We start from the raw sequence: 16,110 nt of genomic DNA on the forward strand, positions 1-16,110 counted from the left end.
TCAGATCCGCGCACCTATACTCATTTTTAACCAGCACGAAACGGCTGCCCGCGGCGTGGCAGATGACCGTTCATCCATCGCCGATGCGCAATGCGCCGAGCGCGTGTCTGACATTCAAACGGCGAATCAGGAGAACAGGCATGAGCAGAGCACCCGCAGCGGTCATGGCGTACGCCCAACCGAAAACATCGGTTCGCTGGAAGATTTTCCTCATCATGTTGCTGCTGGTTACGGTCAACTACATCGACCGTGCCTCCCTGTCCGTCGCGATGCCGATGATCGCAAGCGAGTTCACGCTTACACCGGTCATGCAAGGCCTCATTATGAGTTCCTTCTTCTGGTCTTACACGCTGATGCAGATTCCTGGCGGCATGGCCGTCGACCGCTTCAAGCCGCGGCTCGTCCTCGCGTTGTGCACTTTGCTCTGGGGTGCCTTCCAGGGTCTTGGCGCATTGACGACCAATGCAGTGTCCCTGCTCGCCACGAGGCTCGGACTCGGTGTGGCGGAAGCACCCGTAGCCTCGGCGGGAGGTGCGCTCAATGCGATGTGGCTCACGCAGCATGAGCGGGTGCGCGGCGCATCGCTGATGGATGGCGGCTCGCCGCTCGGCGCGGCGCTCGGATCGGTGCTGATCACCTGGCTGATCGTAGTCGCGCACTCATGGCGCGCAGCGTTCGCGATTGCCGGCGTAGGCACGGTCCTGTGCGGCATCGGCGCCTGGTATTACATCAAGAATCAACCGCGCGAACACGCCGGCGTCAATGAAGCCGAAGCGGAACACATCGAGCAGGCCCGGCGGAAGGAAGATGAAAAAGAAGCGAAGAACCTGTCGGGCAATTCGCTCGATTTCTTCAGGTATCGCTCAGTGCTGCTGATGTTCGTCGGCTTCATGTGTTGCACGACGCTTTACTACGGCCTGTTGACCTGGATGCCCACCTATCTTCAGAAAGTGCAAGGCTTCAACATTCAGCAAATGGGCGGTGCCAGCTTCGTGATCTTCTTCTGCGGTTTCATTGGCGAACTCTTCGGCGCCTACGTCGCCGACAAGTGGCTCGCCAGCGGCGCCGCGCCGAACCGCGTCATGCGCACGATTTTCGGTATCGCTGGGGTGGTTGCCACGATTGCGGTGTTTTCGGTGGCACACGCGACGAGCCCCACGATGGTCGTGATCCTGCTGTCCATCACGCTCTTCTTTCTACGGTGGGGCGGACTGTACTGGTCGATCCCCGCAATGCTCGCCTCGCGCAACAAGGTGGGCACGCTCGGTGGGCTGCTCAACTTCGGCGGAAATATCGGCGGCATGGTGATCCCGATTGCGATTGGCGCGATCGTTCAGTTCACGGGCTCCTATTTCCTCGCGCTGATGTGCTTCGCCGCAATGGGCGTCGGCCTGCTGGTCTGTTCGGTCGGAATCGATTATGAAACGAAGATTCCGGTCTGAGCGAAACGTCGCGCCTCTCATGAACAACGTTGCAACTGAGATCGGAAAATGGGAATAGCAAAAGTCGAGGACATCATTGGCCAAACCGTCCGCCGCGACATTGGCCGCATGAAGCGGTTCGTTGAAGGTCAGCTGGAAGCGGCCGCGCGTTCGATCATCGGCACACCGAACGCCCACGTCGGTATCGTGACGGGTTTCTTCATACGCAATGCCGTGCCGCCCTCGCCGGAGACGGACGGGCTCGGCGGCATGGCCCATCTGGCCGCCGCACTTTCTAACCTCGGCATACCGGTCACAGTGATCTCGGATGCGCCATGCTGTAAGGCCGTCTGGGCCGTCACCACGGAATTGCCGAAAGACGTGGCGTTCGAGATCACCTCGGTGAGCGCGGCATCGGTCAGGTCATTGAGAGCCCGGTTAAGCGAGGCTGAACGTCCGATCACGCATATGATCGCGATCGAGCGGGTGTCCCCCGCGAGCGACGGCAAACCGCACCGTGAGTACGGCGCGGATATGTCCGACGATACCGCTCCGCTTCACCTTCTGTTCGAGGATCCCGAGTGGTCGCGTCCGTGGGTCACGATCGGCATCGGCGACGGTGGCAATGAAATCGGCATGGGCGTGCTGCCCGAGGAAATCGTCCACGACGACATTCCCAACGGCCCCTTGATCAGCGCAGCCATTCCCGCGGACTACCTGATCGTTTCCAGTGTCTCGAACTGGGGCGGTTGGGGTCTGGTATCCGCGATGGCAATGGTCGCGCCGCGAGACGCAGCCGCGCGGTTGCTCACCGACTTCACACCGGAGCGCGACCGGGCGTATCTGGCAGCGGCGGTCGACGTCGGACAGGCGGTTGACGATAGCCGAATCGACCGCCCCGCGACGCCGAAGATGAGCGTCGACCGGTTGTCGTGGGAACAGCATGCACAGGTACTGGGTCAGCTCAGGGCGCACGTCGACGGATACCTCGCAGCGCCGTCGCACGCGTGAGCGCCGCATTGTCGATGGCCTGCATGCGACTGCCCGCGCGTGTGATCGGGCTGTCGGCGACCGGATGATGCTATTGCCGCGCCATGCTTGCACGACTGCTTATCTCTGCCCGAGTGCAGTGGTGCTTAACACCGAAGGGTCATAGCGAGTGCGTGAGCAACTCGCGAGCCGCCTGTAGGGAACGAGGCCCGCACGCTAGAAGCCGTAGAGCCTCGCAGGATTTTCGACGAGGATTCGATGCCGCGTCGATTCATCAGGTATCCACAGCGTCAGATCATCCAGCAAGCGAGCGGCGTCCGGCTTGTTGTCGGCCGCTTGCGTCGGATGCGGCCAATCCGATCCCCACAGCACCCTGTCCGCGGCAAGCTCGGCAAACCTGAGCGCGACCAGGCCGGCGTCGGCGTAGACCGGCGCTCCGCTTTGCGACACGAGATACGGTCCGCTCAATTTGACCCAGGTACGGCCGTTGGCCACCAGCGCCTCGACCATCCGGAACGCGGCATGCTCCGCGCCGCCCGGTTGCGGGATCTGCCCCATATGATCGATCACGAGGGGCGAAGACAGATTCGCCAGCAACTGCCGATGCGCGAGTAGCTGCCGGGCGGTGGCGTTGACCTGAATGTGCCAGCCGAGCGGTTCGATCCGCTTCGAGAGCGGCTCCATCATCGATACCGTGACGCCGACCAGGTATTCGAGGTTAAAGCGCAGCCCGCGCACGCCCCTATCGTGAAGGCCGGCCAGCTCACCATCCGTAACGGTAACGGGCACGGTCGCGATGCCGCGCGCGGTCTTTCCGAATTGCGCCAAGGCATCGAGCAGGCAACGGTTGTCGGTTCCATACGTAGACGGTTGAACGACGACATGTCGCTCGACGCCGAGCATTTGCTGCAGCGCGCGATAGTCGCCGACCGTCGCGTCCGGCGGCTGCAATCGCGCCGACGGATCAACCGGATACCGCGCGTCGTAGATGTGGTGATGACTATCGGTCGCGTTCGGTGGAACCGGAAAGCGCGGCCGGCCGAGGCCGCCGACGCGTGCGCGCTCGTCAGGGAAAGCAGATTCGCCGGGTGAGGCTGGCATGGTCGCGAGGCCGATCGCCGGGTTGCTGCGCTCAGGGTCTTTGCCACCGTGGGAGATATCGCGACGGTTTTGCTTCTGTTGCTTCAAGCGGCAACTCCTTTAGCCGGCGGGTCAATCGGTGCTACGAACTGTCCTGCTGCAAACGGTCAACGATCGCGGCGCGCTACGGTGCAACGAAAAGAGTGGACTACTATACGCATGCATTTTTTCCGGGAGATAATCAAAGTTAGCCACGTCATCTGATAGAAACCTTCGATCATGCGCATTTCTCTTCAGCAAATTGAAACCTTTTATTGGGTGGCGCGGTTAGGCGGATTTCATGCGGCAGCGCGTCATCAGCATCTCACGCAGCCGACCATTTCGGCACGCATCCAGGAGTTCGAAGAGCATCTCGGCGTGCAACTCTTCACGCGCAGCCGGACCCGCTCCGAACTCACGCTCGCCGGTCACGACGCGCTCGCCAATGCGGAACAGATGCTAAGGCTCGCCGAACGGCTCGAGCAGATTGCGAAGCGTACCGACCCCATGTACGGGCTTCTACGTCTCGGCGCGATCGAGTCCATCGCTCTCGCGGGGCTCGCGGATCTGCTGACGCAGCTCAAGTCGCGATATCCGCACATGAAGATCGAACTGACAATCGATGTGGGCGTCGCATTAGGACGCAAGCTCGGCGCTCACGAACTGGACATAGCGATACTGAACGATTCCACCGATGCGCCTCACGTGGTCGAGACTGCCATCGGCTACACCGATCTGCACTGGGTAGCGTCGCCGCAACTCGTACCCAACTGCAGTGTCGCGCCTCACGAGCTTGCGTCGGTGCCGATCATTACTGTCTCGCAGCCGTCATCGAACCATTCGCTTGTGATGAACTGGTTACGCAGCGCCGGTTGCAATCCGGACAACATCAGCTCATGCAATTCGCTGTCGATGATGTCGCGACTGGTGGCGGCCGGACATGCGGCCGCCGTGTTGTCGCCCGCGATCATGCGCGCGGAGATCGATGCCGGGCTGATTCATGTGCTCAACACTGAACGGCCGATCACTCAGCAGGGGTTTTTTGTCGCCTATCAGGAAGAGTGTCTGAGCGGCGCGGACACCATCGTGGCGCTGGCAAAAGAGGTGCTCACACGCAGTCGCGTGCTGATTCCGGGGTAGCCGGCGCGAGGGCGCCGGTCAGCATGTCTGAGTCCACGCTTGAGTCTGCCTGCGAAAAGCGCCCCTCGATTCGCACCGGGCGCGCTTGTTCGCACGGCGGATCAATCGATGCGGAGCGGATCACCGTCGAATTCGACCAGGCAGCCGAAGCCGCCATGAAACAACGCTTCACGCGCATCTTCCGTCTTTCCCGTCGCCTTGATCTCAGCCGCGTACAGTTCGGCATCATCTTCCGGCGCGAAGCCGAGATAGCGCACGTTGGCGTTGTCCCAGCGATTGCGCGCGTTATTGGATACGCCGTACACGACCGCGAAGTGAAAGTCCGGATAGTCGATGCAACGGCGCGCTACCTGTACCATGTCGCGATGACTGATCCAGGTGAACAGATGGCGCGGTGCCGTTGGCCGATTGTCCGGACGGAATGAACCGATCCGGATGCAGGCAACCGACATGCCATGCTTGTCCGCATACATCCGGCCTAGCGCCTCGCCGAACACCTTTGAGATGCCGTAGCGGCTGTCGGGGCGCGGCTCGACGCTGTTGTCGATCATCCGGTCGCGACGATGAAAACCCACTGCATGGTTCGAACTGGCGAACACCACGCGCTTGACGCCCGCTTGCCGGGCCGCTTCGAACACGTTGTAGCAACCCTCGATGTTCATATCGCGGATGCGTTCCCAGCGATCCTCGTCAGGAATGCCGGCGAGATGCACGACGACATCGACGCCCTGCATGACCGGCAGAAGATCGTCCAGCCGCGTGATGTCCGCGGTCACGATTTCCTCACCTGGCTGCGCGTCCGCCTGCGGCGCAATATCCGCGAGGCGCAGTTCATAGTGGCCCTGGAAACCGGCGCGAAGCACACGTCCAATGTGGCCGGCCGCGCCGGTAATCAGTACTCGAGTCATTGATACCCTCTCCGTGATTCAGATAAATGCGGTTATTCGGTCTCGCCCTTCTGTACGACATAGCCGGCCGAGCGGCGATGGTGCGCTTCAAGATACGCATCGCGCGATGGCACCAGGTGCTCCCGGCATAACTTGATCAACGATTCCCGGTCGCCGGATCGGAGCGCCTCGATCATCTGATGATGATCGGCGCGAGCCTTCTCCAGATACTGGGGAAACACGATCGATACCGAACGAATGGCATGCGTGCGGCGTTCATATTCGTGAATCGCCTCGGTTAAAACCTGGCTTTCCGACAGCGCAAAGAACGCATGGTGAAAGGCCATGTTCGCGCGAAACACACGCCGCAGATCGCCGGCGATGGCTGCTTCGTCGTGCTCTGCCTGAATTGCCGTTAATGCATCGAGCGCCTCGCTGCTGACCGGAAAAACGATGCGCCTCGCCGCGTCTGCTTCCAGGAGTTCGCGTAGCGCATACAGTTCCGTGACCTCGCGCGGCGTAAACGACTTGACCACCGCGCCGACATTTTTGCGGCGCTCCGCCAGCCCGCGCCGCTCCAGCTCGACCAGCACCTGACGGGCTACGTGACGCTTCAGGTTGAAGCGCTCGCAGAGATCGTCTTCCACGAGACGTTCGCGCGGATGCAGAACGCCAAGGACGATCTGCTCCTCGAGTTCGTCCGCGACGCTGCGCAGCGTCTCGTCGATATTGCGGTCGCGCTCGACCGTCTTCGTCGTGGGTGCATTGGAGCGTTTGGGCGTGGCAGCGTTGCTCATAAAAGGGATCCGCAAAATGATCTAAGCCGCGAGCCTATACGAAAATGCGATCTTTAACCCTTGTTTCTGTCGCCGGGAACCGTCGCGGTAATCCGGGACGCTTGCAAAAAGTCAAAGTCGCAGCCCTCGTCAGCCTGAGTGATCGTCGTCAGGAACAGCTTGCGATAACCACGCTCCTCGGGATCCACCTTGTGCGCCGGCAGCGCGGCGAGACGCGCTGCAATTTCCTCGTCGCTGAGAGCAAGTTCGATGGAACGATCCGCCACGCTCAGGCGAATCCGGTCGCCCGTTTGTACGATCGCGAGCGGACCGCCGATCGCCGCTTCAGGCGTGACGTGCAGGACCACTGTGCCGGATGCCGTGCCGCTCATGCGTCCATCGGAAATGCGCACCATGTCTTTCACACCCAGGCGGCCGAGCTTGCGCGGGATCGGAATGTAGCCCGCTTCCGGCATCCCCGGTGCGCCGACCGGTCCGATCCGCTTGAGCACCAGTACGTCGTGCGCTTCCACTTCCAGCTCCGGATCGTCGATACGGCGCGCCAGATCCTCCGCGTCCTCGAAGACGACAGCCCGCCCTTCGTGCTCCATCAGGCTGGCGCTCGCCGCCGACTGCTTGATGATCGCGCCGCCCGGCGCGAGATTGCCGCGCAACACCGCGATACCGCCTTGCGGAAAGATCGGCCGGTCAAGCGGGCGCACAACGTCTTGCGGGAAGCTCGCCGGGGCGAGGTCCAGCTCCTCGCCGAGCGTACGGCCGGTCACAGTGAGAGCGTCGAGATGCAGCAGCCCTTTGATCTCGCGCATGACCGTGGTGAGGCCGCCGGCGCGATGCAGATCTTCCATGTAGTGCTGCCCAGACGGTTTCAGATCGACGAGCACCGGTGTTTCACGCGCCATCTGGTCGAGTTTCTCAAGGTCGATGCGAATGCCGAGCCGGCCCGCGATTGCCGTGAGGTGGATGATGCCGTTGGTCGAGCCGCCGATTGCGAGCAGCACCCGCAACGCGTTTTCGATCGCCTTGGGGGTCAGGATTTTCGCCGGACTCAGATCCTGCCCGATCATCGCCACGGCCTGCGCGCCGGTGCGCTCCGCAATGCGGATGCGATCGGCGGTCACGGCAGGCGCTGACGCACCACCCGGCAGCATGATGCCCAAGGCTTCCGCAATGCAAGCCATCGTGCTTGCCGTGCCCATCACCGAACAGGTCCCGACCGTCGCGACAAGCTGATTGTTGACCGCCTCGATCTCGGCTGCGTCGATCTGATCGCCGCGGAAACTCGCCCAGAAACGACGGCAGTCCGTACATGCGCCCACCCGTTCACCGCGGTGCGAGCCCGTGAGCATGGCGCCCGTCACCAGTTGAATAGCAGGAACGCCCGCCGCCGCCGCACCCATCAACTGGGCCGGGACGGTTTTGTCGCAGCCTCCGATCAGCACCACCGCGTCCATCGGCTGGGCCCGGATCATCTCCTCCGTGTCCATCGACATCAGGTTGCGCAGGTACATGCTGGTCGGATGCGAAAAGCTCTCGGCGATCGAAATGGTCGGGAATTCGACCGGCAGCCCGCCAGCCAGCATCACGCCGCGCTTTACCGCCTCGATCAGCTGCGGCGCGTTGCCGTGGCATGGGTTGTAGGCACTGCCCGTGTTCGCGATGGCCACGATCGGACGCGACAGCGCGTCGTCCGTATAGCCCGCACCCTTGATGAAGGCCTTGCGCAGAAAAAGCGAGAAACCTTCATCCCCGTAGTTCGTCAGGCCCTTCCGCAAGCCGCTTTTCTTCTCGCTCATAGCTACTCCTGAATCTTCGATGAAATTATCAATAATCTTGACGAGAATCTTACCGATACTTATAGTCTGTCCGCAAGCGATTCTTTTTCGTTGCGGCCGATGCCGCACATCAACCCTCTCTAACAGCATTCCGCTGAGGTCTTCATGAAGCATGTCGTGGCCTATCGTTCGTTGCCTCCTGCCGTGCTGGGGCTCCTTCGTGAGCACTGTTCCGTCGAGCTGGTCGACGTTTCCTCCGGCGACCTGGCGCCATTCAGGCGGGCCTTGGGCACGGCTCATGGCATGGTCGGCAACAATCTCAAGATCACGCCAGAGATCCTCGATGCAGCGCCCCTGCTTCAGGTTGCGTCGACCATTTCGGCGGGCTTCGACGCGTTCGACGTTCCCGAACTCTCGCGCCGCGGCATTGTTCTGACGAATACGCCAGAAGAAGTCACCGAAACTACCGCGGACCTTGTATTCAGCCTGATCCTCGCGACCGCCCGCCGCATTTCCGAACTCGCCGACTGGACGCGGCGCGGCCAGTGGACGCGGACCATCGGCGAGGCGCAATTCGGTGTCGACGTACATCACAAGACGCTGGGCATCGTCGGGCTTGGACGCATTGGCAGCGCCGTCGCCAAACGCGCCGCCCTCGGCTTCGGCATGGACGTGATCTATTCCAATCGCTCCCGCAACCCTGAAGCAGAGGAACGCTACGGCGCGCAATGGCGGCCGCTTCCCGAACTGCTTGCGACTGCGGATTTCGTCTGCGTGCTGGTGCCGCTATCGCCCGCCACCGAGCGACTGATCGGCAGCGCCGAACTCGCGACCATGAAGCCGTCGGCCATTCTCATCAACTGTGCTCGCGGACAGGTCGTCGACGAAGCCGCCCTCATCGCGCATCTCCGTGAAGGCCGCATTCTCGGCGCCGGTCTCGACGTGTTCGAACGCGAACCGGTGTCGCCGGACTCGCCGCTACTCCAGTTATCGAACGTGGTAGCGGTGCCGCATATCGGTTCCGCTACACAACAGACCCGCGAAAACATGGCGATGCGCGCGGTGCGCAATCTCATCGAAGCACTCGATGGCCAGCTCTCGTCGACCTGTGTCAACCCCGAAGCGCTCCACGCCCGCTCGTCCGCGCAGCAGATCGCCGGCTGAATGGCGCGAAACACCCCCACCCCAAGCAAAAGGAACACGCGATGACCTCAGTCAACCGGCCCCGCGGCGTCTACTCGCCCGTGGTCACGCCGTTCACAAAAGATCTTCTCCCCGACCACGACCGCTACGTCCGTCACTGCCGATGGCTGATCGAACAGGATGTCGGACTCGCTGTTTTCGGCACCAACTCGGAAGCGAATTCGCTCGCCGTCAGCGAAAAAATGAAGCTGCTCGAAACGCTGGTTGGCGCGGACATTCCGGTCGATCGATTGATGCCCGGCACCGGCTGCTCGGCACTCACTGACACAGTCGAACTGTCACGCCATGCGCTTTCGCTGGGGGTGAACAATGTGCTGATGCTGCCGCCGTTCTTCTACAAGGGCGTCACTGACGAAGGCTTGTTCCGCAGCTATGCGCAAATCATCGAGCGCGTGGGTTCCGACGCACTGCGCATTTATCTGTATCACATCCCGCCTGTGTCCCAGGTGCCGCTCAGCCTCGCGCTGATCGAGCGGCTGCTCGCTGCTTTCCCGGGCGTGATCGCCGGCGTGAAGGACAGTTCGGGCGACTGGAGCAACACGCAGGCCATGCTCGAGCGCTTCCAGCCGCAAGGTTTTGACGTGTTCGCCGGCAACGAAAACTTCCTGCTGGCTACCATGCGCGCGGGCGGCGTCGGCTGTATCACGGCAACCGGGAACGTCAATCCGGCAGCTATTGTGGAACTGTATCGTCACTGGCAATCGGCCGAAGCCGACGCCCGTCAGGCAGCCCTGGACGCCACGCGTGCGGCGTTCGCGAGGTTCCCGATGATCCCCGCGCTCAAGGCCGCGATCGGCGTGTATTCGAACGATCCCGATTGGGGCATCGTGCGTCCTCCTCTAGTCGATCTGACGCCAGTGCAGTGCGATGCGCTCGCCACCGCACTCCGCGAAATCGACTTCTCGATGCCGGGAGTCGAAGTCGCCGCCTGATGTGCCCTGAAGAACAAGGCCGCCGGTTGCATATGCATCCGGCGGCCTCGCTGCTATTCACTGCTTTCACGCCCAATCGTCCAGCGCGTATTCGTTGAGCGCGGCTTCGTCGAAGTCGAAGCCGAGGCCTGGACGAGTCGGCACGGTCAGCCTGCCGTCTGCGAACGACAGTTGCGTATCCACTAGTCGACGAAAGTTCAGCACCTGATCGTCAGGAAAAAATTCGACGTAGCGTGCATTGGTCGTCGATGCCACCAGATGAACGTGCAGATCGTGGAACCAGTGCGGGCACATCGTCACGCCCACGGCCGCGGCGGACGCCGCAATCCGCCGCCACTCGCTAATCCCGCCGCATACCGCCGCGTCGGATTGAAGAATCAGGGCCGCGCGCTTGTCGAGCAACTCCTGATGCCGCCAGCGCCCTGCTTCTATCTCGCCGGTAGCGACAGTCACCGGCGTGCGCCGGCTCAGTTGCGCATGGCTCTCGATGTCGTCCGGACTGAACGGCTCTTCTATCCAGTACGGGTTGAACGGCTCGTACCGGCGCATGTACTCGAGCGCGGTCGGAACGTCGGACCAGGCGTTGTTGGCATCGAGCATCAACAGCACGTCGTCGCCGATCGCCTCTCGTGCCGCCCTGATCCGCGCTTCCTCGCTGCGCGGATCGAGCCGCCCCACTTTCATTTTCACCGCGCGAAACCCGAGCGCCACGTAGCCCGCCATCTCCTCGCCGAGATGCTCGGGCGTCTTGCCTTCGAGGTAGTAACCACCGCTGGCGTAGGCCGGCACGGTGGCACTGCATGTGCCGCCGAGATAGCGGCTCAACGGCAGCCCCGTAGCGCGTGCATTCCGGTCCCACAAGGCGATGTCGAGGATGGACAGTGCCCGCATGACCGAGCCGGCCCGCCCTTGCAGCAGCGACTCGTCGTACATCGCGCACCACGAGCCTTCGACGTCGAGCGCGGAGCGCCCGAGCAACAGCGGCGCGAACAATTCACGCACGGCATACGTGACCAGCATGCCGGCGCGGTTGCCGCTGTAGCAAAAGCCAATGCCGTAATGGCCATCGGCTGTCGTGACGCGCACGACCGTGTAGTCGCGGGCAGTGACAAGACGGGTCGAGAATGCAGTGCTGCGCTCAAGCGGCACGCGGATGGTGCGCGCCTCCACCGATACGACCCGCGAACGTGTCTGATAACCGGTTTCCTCAGTTTCAACGATGACGTGTTTCATAGCAGTGGATCGACTCGAAAAAATACCGATGCTCATGGGACCGATCGTGCGGCCGCACTCACCGTCGCAGGTGGATGGCTCTGCGTACCACGCCCTGACCGCTTGCGCGGCAGGACGGACCGCTTATGCGGCGGTGGTAGGCGTCCCGGCGGGCTCGCCTGACGCGCGCCGGCCGATCACCAGCAGCATGGCCAGCACGCCGACCAGATCGACTGCCGCGCCGAGCATGAAGCCGCTGCTGTAACCGCCCAGGTACTGGACCGCCAAACCCATCATGGTCGGACCGACGATGCCCGAAATGTTGCTCATCAGGTGAACGAATCCGCTCACGCCCCCGAGATGCCTGCCTGGCACAAGCTCGTGCATGATGGCCCAGCAGGCTTGCGACGAAGCCGTCAGGAACAGCACGGCGAACGCGACAAGCAGGACTGCGGGCGTCACGGAATCGACCATGCTGACGCCCACCAGGGCGAGACCCGACAGCGCCAGCGGTACGATTGCCGAGACCTTGCGCGCCAGCAGCTTGTTGCTCATGCGCTTGAAATACGCGTCGGCGAGCAGGCCGCCGCCGAAGTATCCGATCCCGCCGCAGGCCCAGGGCACTGCGCTCAGAATGCTCATGTGCTTCATGTCCAGATGCAGCGCGTTGGTGAAATAGCTCGGCATCCACGAGATGAACACGAACAGTGTGTAGTTCACCGCGAAAAGTCCGACGCCAAGCGCGAGCGTGCTCGGCCGAAACAGGTAGCTGCGCAGCGGCGTGCTTTCGTCGCCGCCTTCCGCCGGATGTGCCGCGCCACGGCTCGCTTCGACCATCTCGCGTTCCGCTTCGCCAACCCACGCGCTTTGCGCCGGCTTGTCGGTCGCGAATATGCGCCAGGCGACGATCCACACCAGTCCGAGCGCGGCGATAATCACAAACGACGTGCGCCAGCCGTACGCAATGGCAATCAGTCCGACCACCGGCCCGGCGATCGCACTGCCCACCGTCTGGCCCGAAAACGTAAAGCCGACCATGGTTGCGGTTTCATGCCGGGGAAACCAGTTGGTGATGGTCCGGTTGGTCGTCGAATTCATCGGCCCCTCTCCGAAGCCGAAGAGTGCCCGGGAGACCAGCAGCGTGCCGAATCCAGTGGCGGCCGCAGTGAGCCCGCAGAGAATGGACCACGTCCCCATTGCCCAGGAGAAAACCCGGCGCGGCCCGTACTTATCGGCGAGTTGACCACCGACGAATGCGAAGATGGAATAGCCAAAGAAAAAACTGCTGAACACCACGCCGAGTTGCGATGGTGAAAGACTCAGCTCCTTGTTCAGGATGGGCGCGACCACGCCAAGCGCCGCGCGGTCCATGTAATTGATCGCGCCCGCAACAAACAAAAGCAACGCGACAACGTAACGATACTTCCCAGTCTTCATGTTGCCTCTATTCCATGTAATTAAGGATGCCGAACATTATTGTCTGGCACTTCTCTCGAGTGCCATGGAGGTACTACCGGTTGACAAGCTTCGCGGGAAGCTGCGTCAAGATGAGACATGCGGAGACGATCAGCGACCCCGCAATCAGGAACAGGCTCGAATCAAGCGAATGCGTGACCGTTTTCAGCCATCCGACAAGCGTAGGGCTTACGAATCCCGCGAGATTGCCCGTCGAATTGATCAATGCAATGCCGGCGGCCGCACCGGTGCCGCCGAGAAAGGACGTTGGCAAGGCCCAGAACATCGGTAAGGCCGTAATGACGCCCGAAGCGGCGAGCGTCAGTCCAAGCAACGCAATATACGTATTGCTGCCCGCGTAGGCGCACATCACGAAACCCGCCGCCGCCACGCATTGCGGCAACACGACGTGCCAGCGGCGTTCACGCGTACGGTCCGCATGGCGGCCGACCACAATCATCGAAATCAAGGCGGCCAGATAAGGCACAACCGTGAGTAGTCCGATGGTGAAGGCGTCCTTGATTCCGGAACTCTTTATGATGGTTGGCTGCCAGAAGCCGACGGCATAGGAGCCCATCACGATACCGAACAGAATCGCGCACAGGGTCCAGACTTTGAGCGACGTGAAGACCTCGCGCACGGATCCGTGGCTTTTGGTGCGTTCTTCCGCATCGATTTCCGCTGCAATGAAGTCGCGATCCTGCACCGGCAGCCACTTTGCGTCCTTCACCCGGTCGTCGAGGAACCAGAAAATGACGGCCGCCAGGATCAGCGCGGGGACGGCTTCCAGAATGAACAGCCACTGCCAGCCGGCAAGCCCCGCGTTCCCCGCCAGGCGCTGCATGATAAAGCCCGATATCGGGCCGCCGACAATACCCGCCACCGGATTGCCGGCCATCAGGAAAGCGATCATCTTGCCGCGCCGATGCGACGGAAACCAGTAGGTGAGATACAGCACCAACCCCGGAAAAAAGCCCGCTTCGGCCACGCCCAGAAAGAAACGCAATACGTAGAACATCGTGGGCGTGGTGACCCAGGCGGTCGCGGCCGAGAGCACGGCCCACGTGAGCATGATCCGGGCGATCCAGCGGCGCGCGCCGAGCCGATGCAGAAGCAAATTGCTCGGCACCTCGAAAAAGAAATAGCCGACGAAAAAAATGCCGGCGCCGAAGCCGTACATCGCCTCGCTGAAGTTCAAATCGCTGAGCATCTGGAGCTTGGCGAAGCCCACGTTGACCCGATCCAGATAGGCCACCACGTAGCAGACAAACAGCAAGGGCATGAAGCGCCAGGTCACTCGCGTGTAGATCGAGTTGCTTGCCGCGCTGTCGGGTATTCGTATTGCCGTGGTTTGGGTACTCAAGGGCTGTCTCCGCTACTTTTGTCCGACTATCTACAGGGCGGCGGTTTTACTTATGGGTGTAAATGACCGTTCGCCCTCGCGATGCGCTGAGCCGCTGCGGACTCAACTCATGATGCCGATCTGCCACGGCACGAATTCGTGGTCACCGAGCCCGAGCATTTCGCTTTTGGTGCGCTCGCCCGACGCGGCCGCAAGAATAGCGTCGAAGATTTTTTGGCCCGTACTCCGGATCGACGCAACGCCATCCAGGATCCCGCCGCAGTTCAGATCCATGTCTTCGCTCAGACGGGTGTACATAGGCGTGTTGGTGGCGAGCTTCAGCGACGGCACGGGCTTGGCGCCGAACATCGAACCGCGCCCTGTCGTGAAGGCAATGAGATTCGCGCCGCCCGCAATCTGCCCCGTCGCGGAGACCGGGTCGAATCCGGGCGTGTCCATGAAAACGAGTCCAGGTTGCCTCACCGGCTCGGCGTATCGATACACTTCCATCAGCGGGCCGGTGCCGCCTTTCATCGCTGAGCCAATCGACTTTTCGAAGATGTTCGCCAGTCCGCCCACCTGATTGCCCGGGCTGACCTGGCCGTTGATCTGAACGTCCCGACCGACCGAATACTCGTCCTTCCACCAGCGGATCCGTTCAACGAGCTTCTCGCCGACTTCGCGGCTGACCGCACGCCGCGTGAGGGTATGTTCCACGCCGTAGATTTCGGGTGTTTCGGAGAGGATGGCCGTGCCGCCGTGACGGACCAGCAAATCCACCGCCGCGCCAAGCGCGGGATTGGCGGTGATCGACGAAAAGCCGTCCGAGCCGCCGCATTGCAGACCGATCTTCAGGTGGCTTGCCGGAACCGTCGTGCGCTTCACGCGATTGGCCTCGGGCAGCAGCGCCTTTACCGCAGCCACGCCCGCCTCGATGGTGCGGCGGGTGCCGCCGTTCTCCTGCATGATGAACGTGTGCAGCCGCGAATCAGCCGTGAGTCCCTCCTGATCCATCAGCCCGGCCAACTGGTTGCGCTCGCATCCAAGCCCGACGATCAGCGCCGCGGCGAGATTGGGATGGCGCGCGTAACCCGCCATGGTCCGACGCAGCAGCGCCATCGGCTCGCCGCTCATTTCCATGCCGCAACCGATCGAGTGCGTAAATGCGACCACGCCGTCGACGTTGGGGTAATCCGCCAGCCGTTCCGGCGTGAACCATTCGGCGATCCTGTGCGCGACCGTGGCCGAACAATTGACTGTCGACAACACGCCGATGTAGTTGCGCGTGGCAACCTCGCCGTTGTCGCGCACGATGCCCTGGAACGTGGCGCGCCCGGCTTCGGGCACCATCTCGACGGGGCGGTAGTCAGCGCCGAATGCGTAGTCCCGGTCGAACTCGCGGAACTCGACGTTATGGCTATGAACCATCGTACCGGTGGCAATATCCGTTGCGGCGAAACCGATCACCACGTTGTATTTGCGGACCGGCTCACCTTTTTTGATGGGCCTCGCCGCGATCTTGTAACCCGCGGCCACCTGGCTGCGGCAAACAAAATCTTCCGCCGGAACCGGCGTACCGATTGCGACGTCGATGCGCGCGATTACCACATTGTCAGCGGGATGCAACCGGATCACGGGGCCGGTTACGTCCTTGCTCGTCATCTCAGACATCAGGCATTGCCCTTCCAAAAATTTGCACCGGACGATCAAACAGGGCGCGAACCGAGTAATCGCTTTCTTGCATAACCGCTACGGCCAATGTTCAGCTGCTCAAAACTCAAGAATTTCAGGCATCTTATGGTACTTCAGTCTCGAATTCAAGAGAAAGCGCTTACTCATT

The 16,110-nt window shown here is 61.8% G+C and carries 13 protein-coding genes; 5 read left to right on the plus strand and 8 right to left on the minus strand.

Going from position 1 to position 16,110, the window contains the following annotated elements:
• Positions 1-140: 140 nt before the first annotated feature.
• Positions 141-1,442 carry an MFS transporter gene (locus tag HWX91_RS13270; protein ID WP_035519172.1) on the plus strand — a complete coding sequence of 434 codons (1,302 nt, stop codon included), beginning with the start codon at positions 141-143 and terminating at the stop codon, positions 1,440-1,442.
• Positions 1,443-1,490: 48 nt separating this feature from the next.
• The gene (locus tag HWX91_RS13275; RefSeq protein WP_028194189.1) at positions 1,491-2,432 is read left to right on the plus strand and encodes a glutamate cyclase domain-containing protein; all 942 of its coding nucleotides are present in this window, start codon (positions 1,491-1,493) and stop codon (positions 2,430-2,432) included.
• A gap of 195 nt (positions 2,433-2,627) precedes the next feature.
• Here HWX91_RS13275 and HWX91_RS13285 read toward each other — a convergent pair whose 3' ends face one another.
• Positions 2,628-3,599, minus strand: coding sequence for an amidohydrolase family protein (locus tag HWX91_RS13285; protein WP_208459034.1), 972 nt, complete (start codon positions 3,597-3,599; stop codon positions 2,628-2,630).
• 171 nt (positions 3,600-3,770) lie between these two features.
• On the opposite strand from HWX91_RS13285, the gene HWX91_RS13290 reads away from it, so the two are divergent.
• Positions 3,771-4,670: a LysR family transcriptional regulator gene (locus HWX91_RS13290; RefSeq protein WP_042273671.1), complete on the plus strand. Its 900-nt coding sequence runs from the start codon at positions 3,771-3,773 to the stop codon at positions 4,668-4,670.
• A 101-nt stretch (positions 4,671-4,771) separates the two neighbouring features.
• Here the strand turns inward: HWX91_RS13290 and HWX91_RS13295 are convergent, their stop codons facing one another.
• Genes HWX91_RS13295 through HWX91_RS13305 form a run of 3 tightly spaced genes read right to left on the minus strand, consistent with a single transcriptional unit; the run spans position 4,772 to position 8,147 of the window.
• A complete protein-coding gene (locus tag HWX91_RS13295; RefSeq protein WP_028194191.1) occupies positions 4,772-5,578 on the minus strand; it encodes an NAD-dependent epimerase/dehydratase family protein in 807 nt (268 codons plus the stop codon).
• 32 nt (positions 5,579-5,610) lie between these two features.
• Entirely contained in the window at positions 5,611-6,354 is a 744-nt protein-coding gene (locus HWX91_RS13300; protein WP_028194192.1) for a GntR family transcriptional regulator, read from the minus strand.
• Positions 6,355-6,407: 53 nt separating this feature from the next.
• On the minus strand, positions 6,408-8,147 hold the full coding sequence (locus HWX91_RS13305) for an IlvD/Edd family dehydratase (RefSeq protein WP_028194193.1): 1,740 nt from the start codon (positions 8,145-8,147) through the stop codon (positions 6,408-6,410).
• A 144-nt stretch (positions 8,148-8,291) separates the two neighbouring features.
• Here HWX91_RS13305 and HWX91_RS13310 point away from each other — a divergent pair, with 144 nt between their 5' ends.
• Both HWX91_RS13310 and HWX91_RS13315 read left to right on the plus strand, forming a co-directional pair.
• Positions 8,292-9,290: a 2-hydroxyacid dehydrogenase gene (locus HWX91_RS13310; RefSeq protein ID WP_042273674.1), complete on the plus strand. Its 999-nt coding sequence runs from the start codon at positions 8,292-8,294 to the stop codon at positions 9,288-9,290.
• A 41-nt stretch (positions 9,291-9,331) separates the two neighbouring features.
• The gene (locus tag HWX91_RS13315; RefSeq protein WP_028194194.1) at positions 9,332-10,261 is read left to right on the plus strand and encodes a dihydrodipicolinate synthase family protein; all 930 of its coding nucleotides are present in this window, start codon (positions 9,332-9,334) and stop codon (positions 10,259-10,261) included.
• 66 nt (positions 10,262-10,327) lie between these two features.
• On the opposite strand, the gene HWX91_RS13320 is transcribed toward HWX91_RS13315, so the two are convergent.
• The 4 genes from HWX91_RS13320 to HWX91_RS13335 form a co-directional block, all read right to left on the minus strand.
• A complete protein-coding gene (locus HWX91_RS13320; protein ID WP_042273677.1) occupies positions 10,328-11,494 on the minus strand; it encodes a mandelate racemase/muconate lactonizing enzyme family protein in 1,167 nt (388 codons plus the stop codon).
• Between the two features lie 123 nt (positions 11,495-11,617).
• Entirely contained in the window at positions 11,618-12,910 is a 1,293-nt protein-coding gene (locus tag HWX91_RS13325) for an MFS transporter (protein WP_028194196.1), read from the minus strand.
• Positions 12,911-12,983: 73 nt separating this feature from the next.
• Positions 12,984-14,291: an MFS transporter gene (locus HWX91_RS13330; RefSeq protein WP_028194197.1), complete on the minus strand. Its 1,308-nt coding sequence runs from the start codon at positions 14,289-14,291 to the stop codon at positions 12,984-12,986.
• Between the two features lie 102 nt (positions 14,292-14,393).
• Positions 14,394-15,941: a UxaA family hydrolase gene (locus tag HWX91_RS13335; protein ID WP_028194198.1), complete on the minus strand. Its 1,548-nt coding sequence runs from the start codon at positions 15,939-15,941 to the stop codon at positions 14,394-14,396.
• Positions 15,942-16,110 lie beyond the last annotated feature (169 nt).

The sequence above is a fragment of the Paraburkholderia fungorum genome (assembly GCF_902833645.1).
GTDB classification, from domain to species: domain Bacteria; phylum Pseudomonadota; class Gammaproteobacteria; order Burkholderiales; family Burkholderiaceae; genus Paraburkholderia; species Paraburkholderia fungorum.

What these genes read in the sequence shown, in the direction of transcription:
- HWX91_RS13310 (WP_042273674.1), top strand. Translation starts at nt 8,292, where the DNA reads ATGAAGCATGTCGTGGCCTATCGTTCGTTGCCTCCTGCCGTGCTGGGG.
- HWX91_RS13305 (WP_028194193.1), bottom strand. Translation starts at nt 8,147, where the DNA reads ATGAGCGAGAAGAAAAGCGGCTTGCGGAAGGGCCTGACGAACTACGGG.
- HWX91_RS13290 (WP_042273671.1), top strand. Translation starts at nt 3,771, where the DNA reads ATGCGCATTTCTCTTCAGCAAATTGAAACCTTTTATTGGGTGGCGCGG.
- HWX91_RS13320 (WP_042273677.1), bottom strand. Translation starts at nt 11,494, where the DNA reads ATGAAACACGTCATCGTTGAAACTGAGGAAACCGGTTATCAGACACGT.
- HWX91_RS13295 (WP_028194191.1), bottom strand. Translation starts at nt 5,578, where the DNA reads ATGACTCGAGTACTGATTACCGGCGCGGCCGGCCACATTGGACGTGTG.
- HWX91_RS13275 (WP_028194189.1), top strand. Translation starts at nt 1,491, where the DNA reads ATGGGAATAGCAAAAGTCGAGGACATCATTGGCCAAACCGTCCGCCGC.
- HWX91_RS13325 (WP_028194196.1), bottom strand. Translation starts at nt 12,910, where the DNA reads ATGAAGACTGGGAAGTATCGTTACGTTGTCGCGTTGCTTTTGTTTGTT.
- HWX91_RS13315 (WP_028194194.1), top strand. Translation starts at nt 9,332, where the DNA reads ATGACCTCAGTCAACCGGCCCCGCGGCGTCTACTCGCCCGTGGTCACG.
- HWX91_RS13335 (WP_028194198.1), bottom strand. Translation starts at nt 15,941, where the DNA reads ATGTCTGAGATGACGAGCAAGGACGTAACCGGCCCCGTGATCCGGTTG.
- HWX91_RS13270 (WP_035519172.1), top strand. Translation starts at nt 141, where the DNA reads ATGAGCAGAGCACCCGCAGCGGTCATGGCGTACGCCCAACCGAAAACA.
- HWX91_RS13300 (WP_028194192.1), bottom strand. Translation starts at nt 6,354, where the DNA reads ATGAGCAACGCTGCCACGCCCAAACGCTCCAATGCACCCACGACGAAG.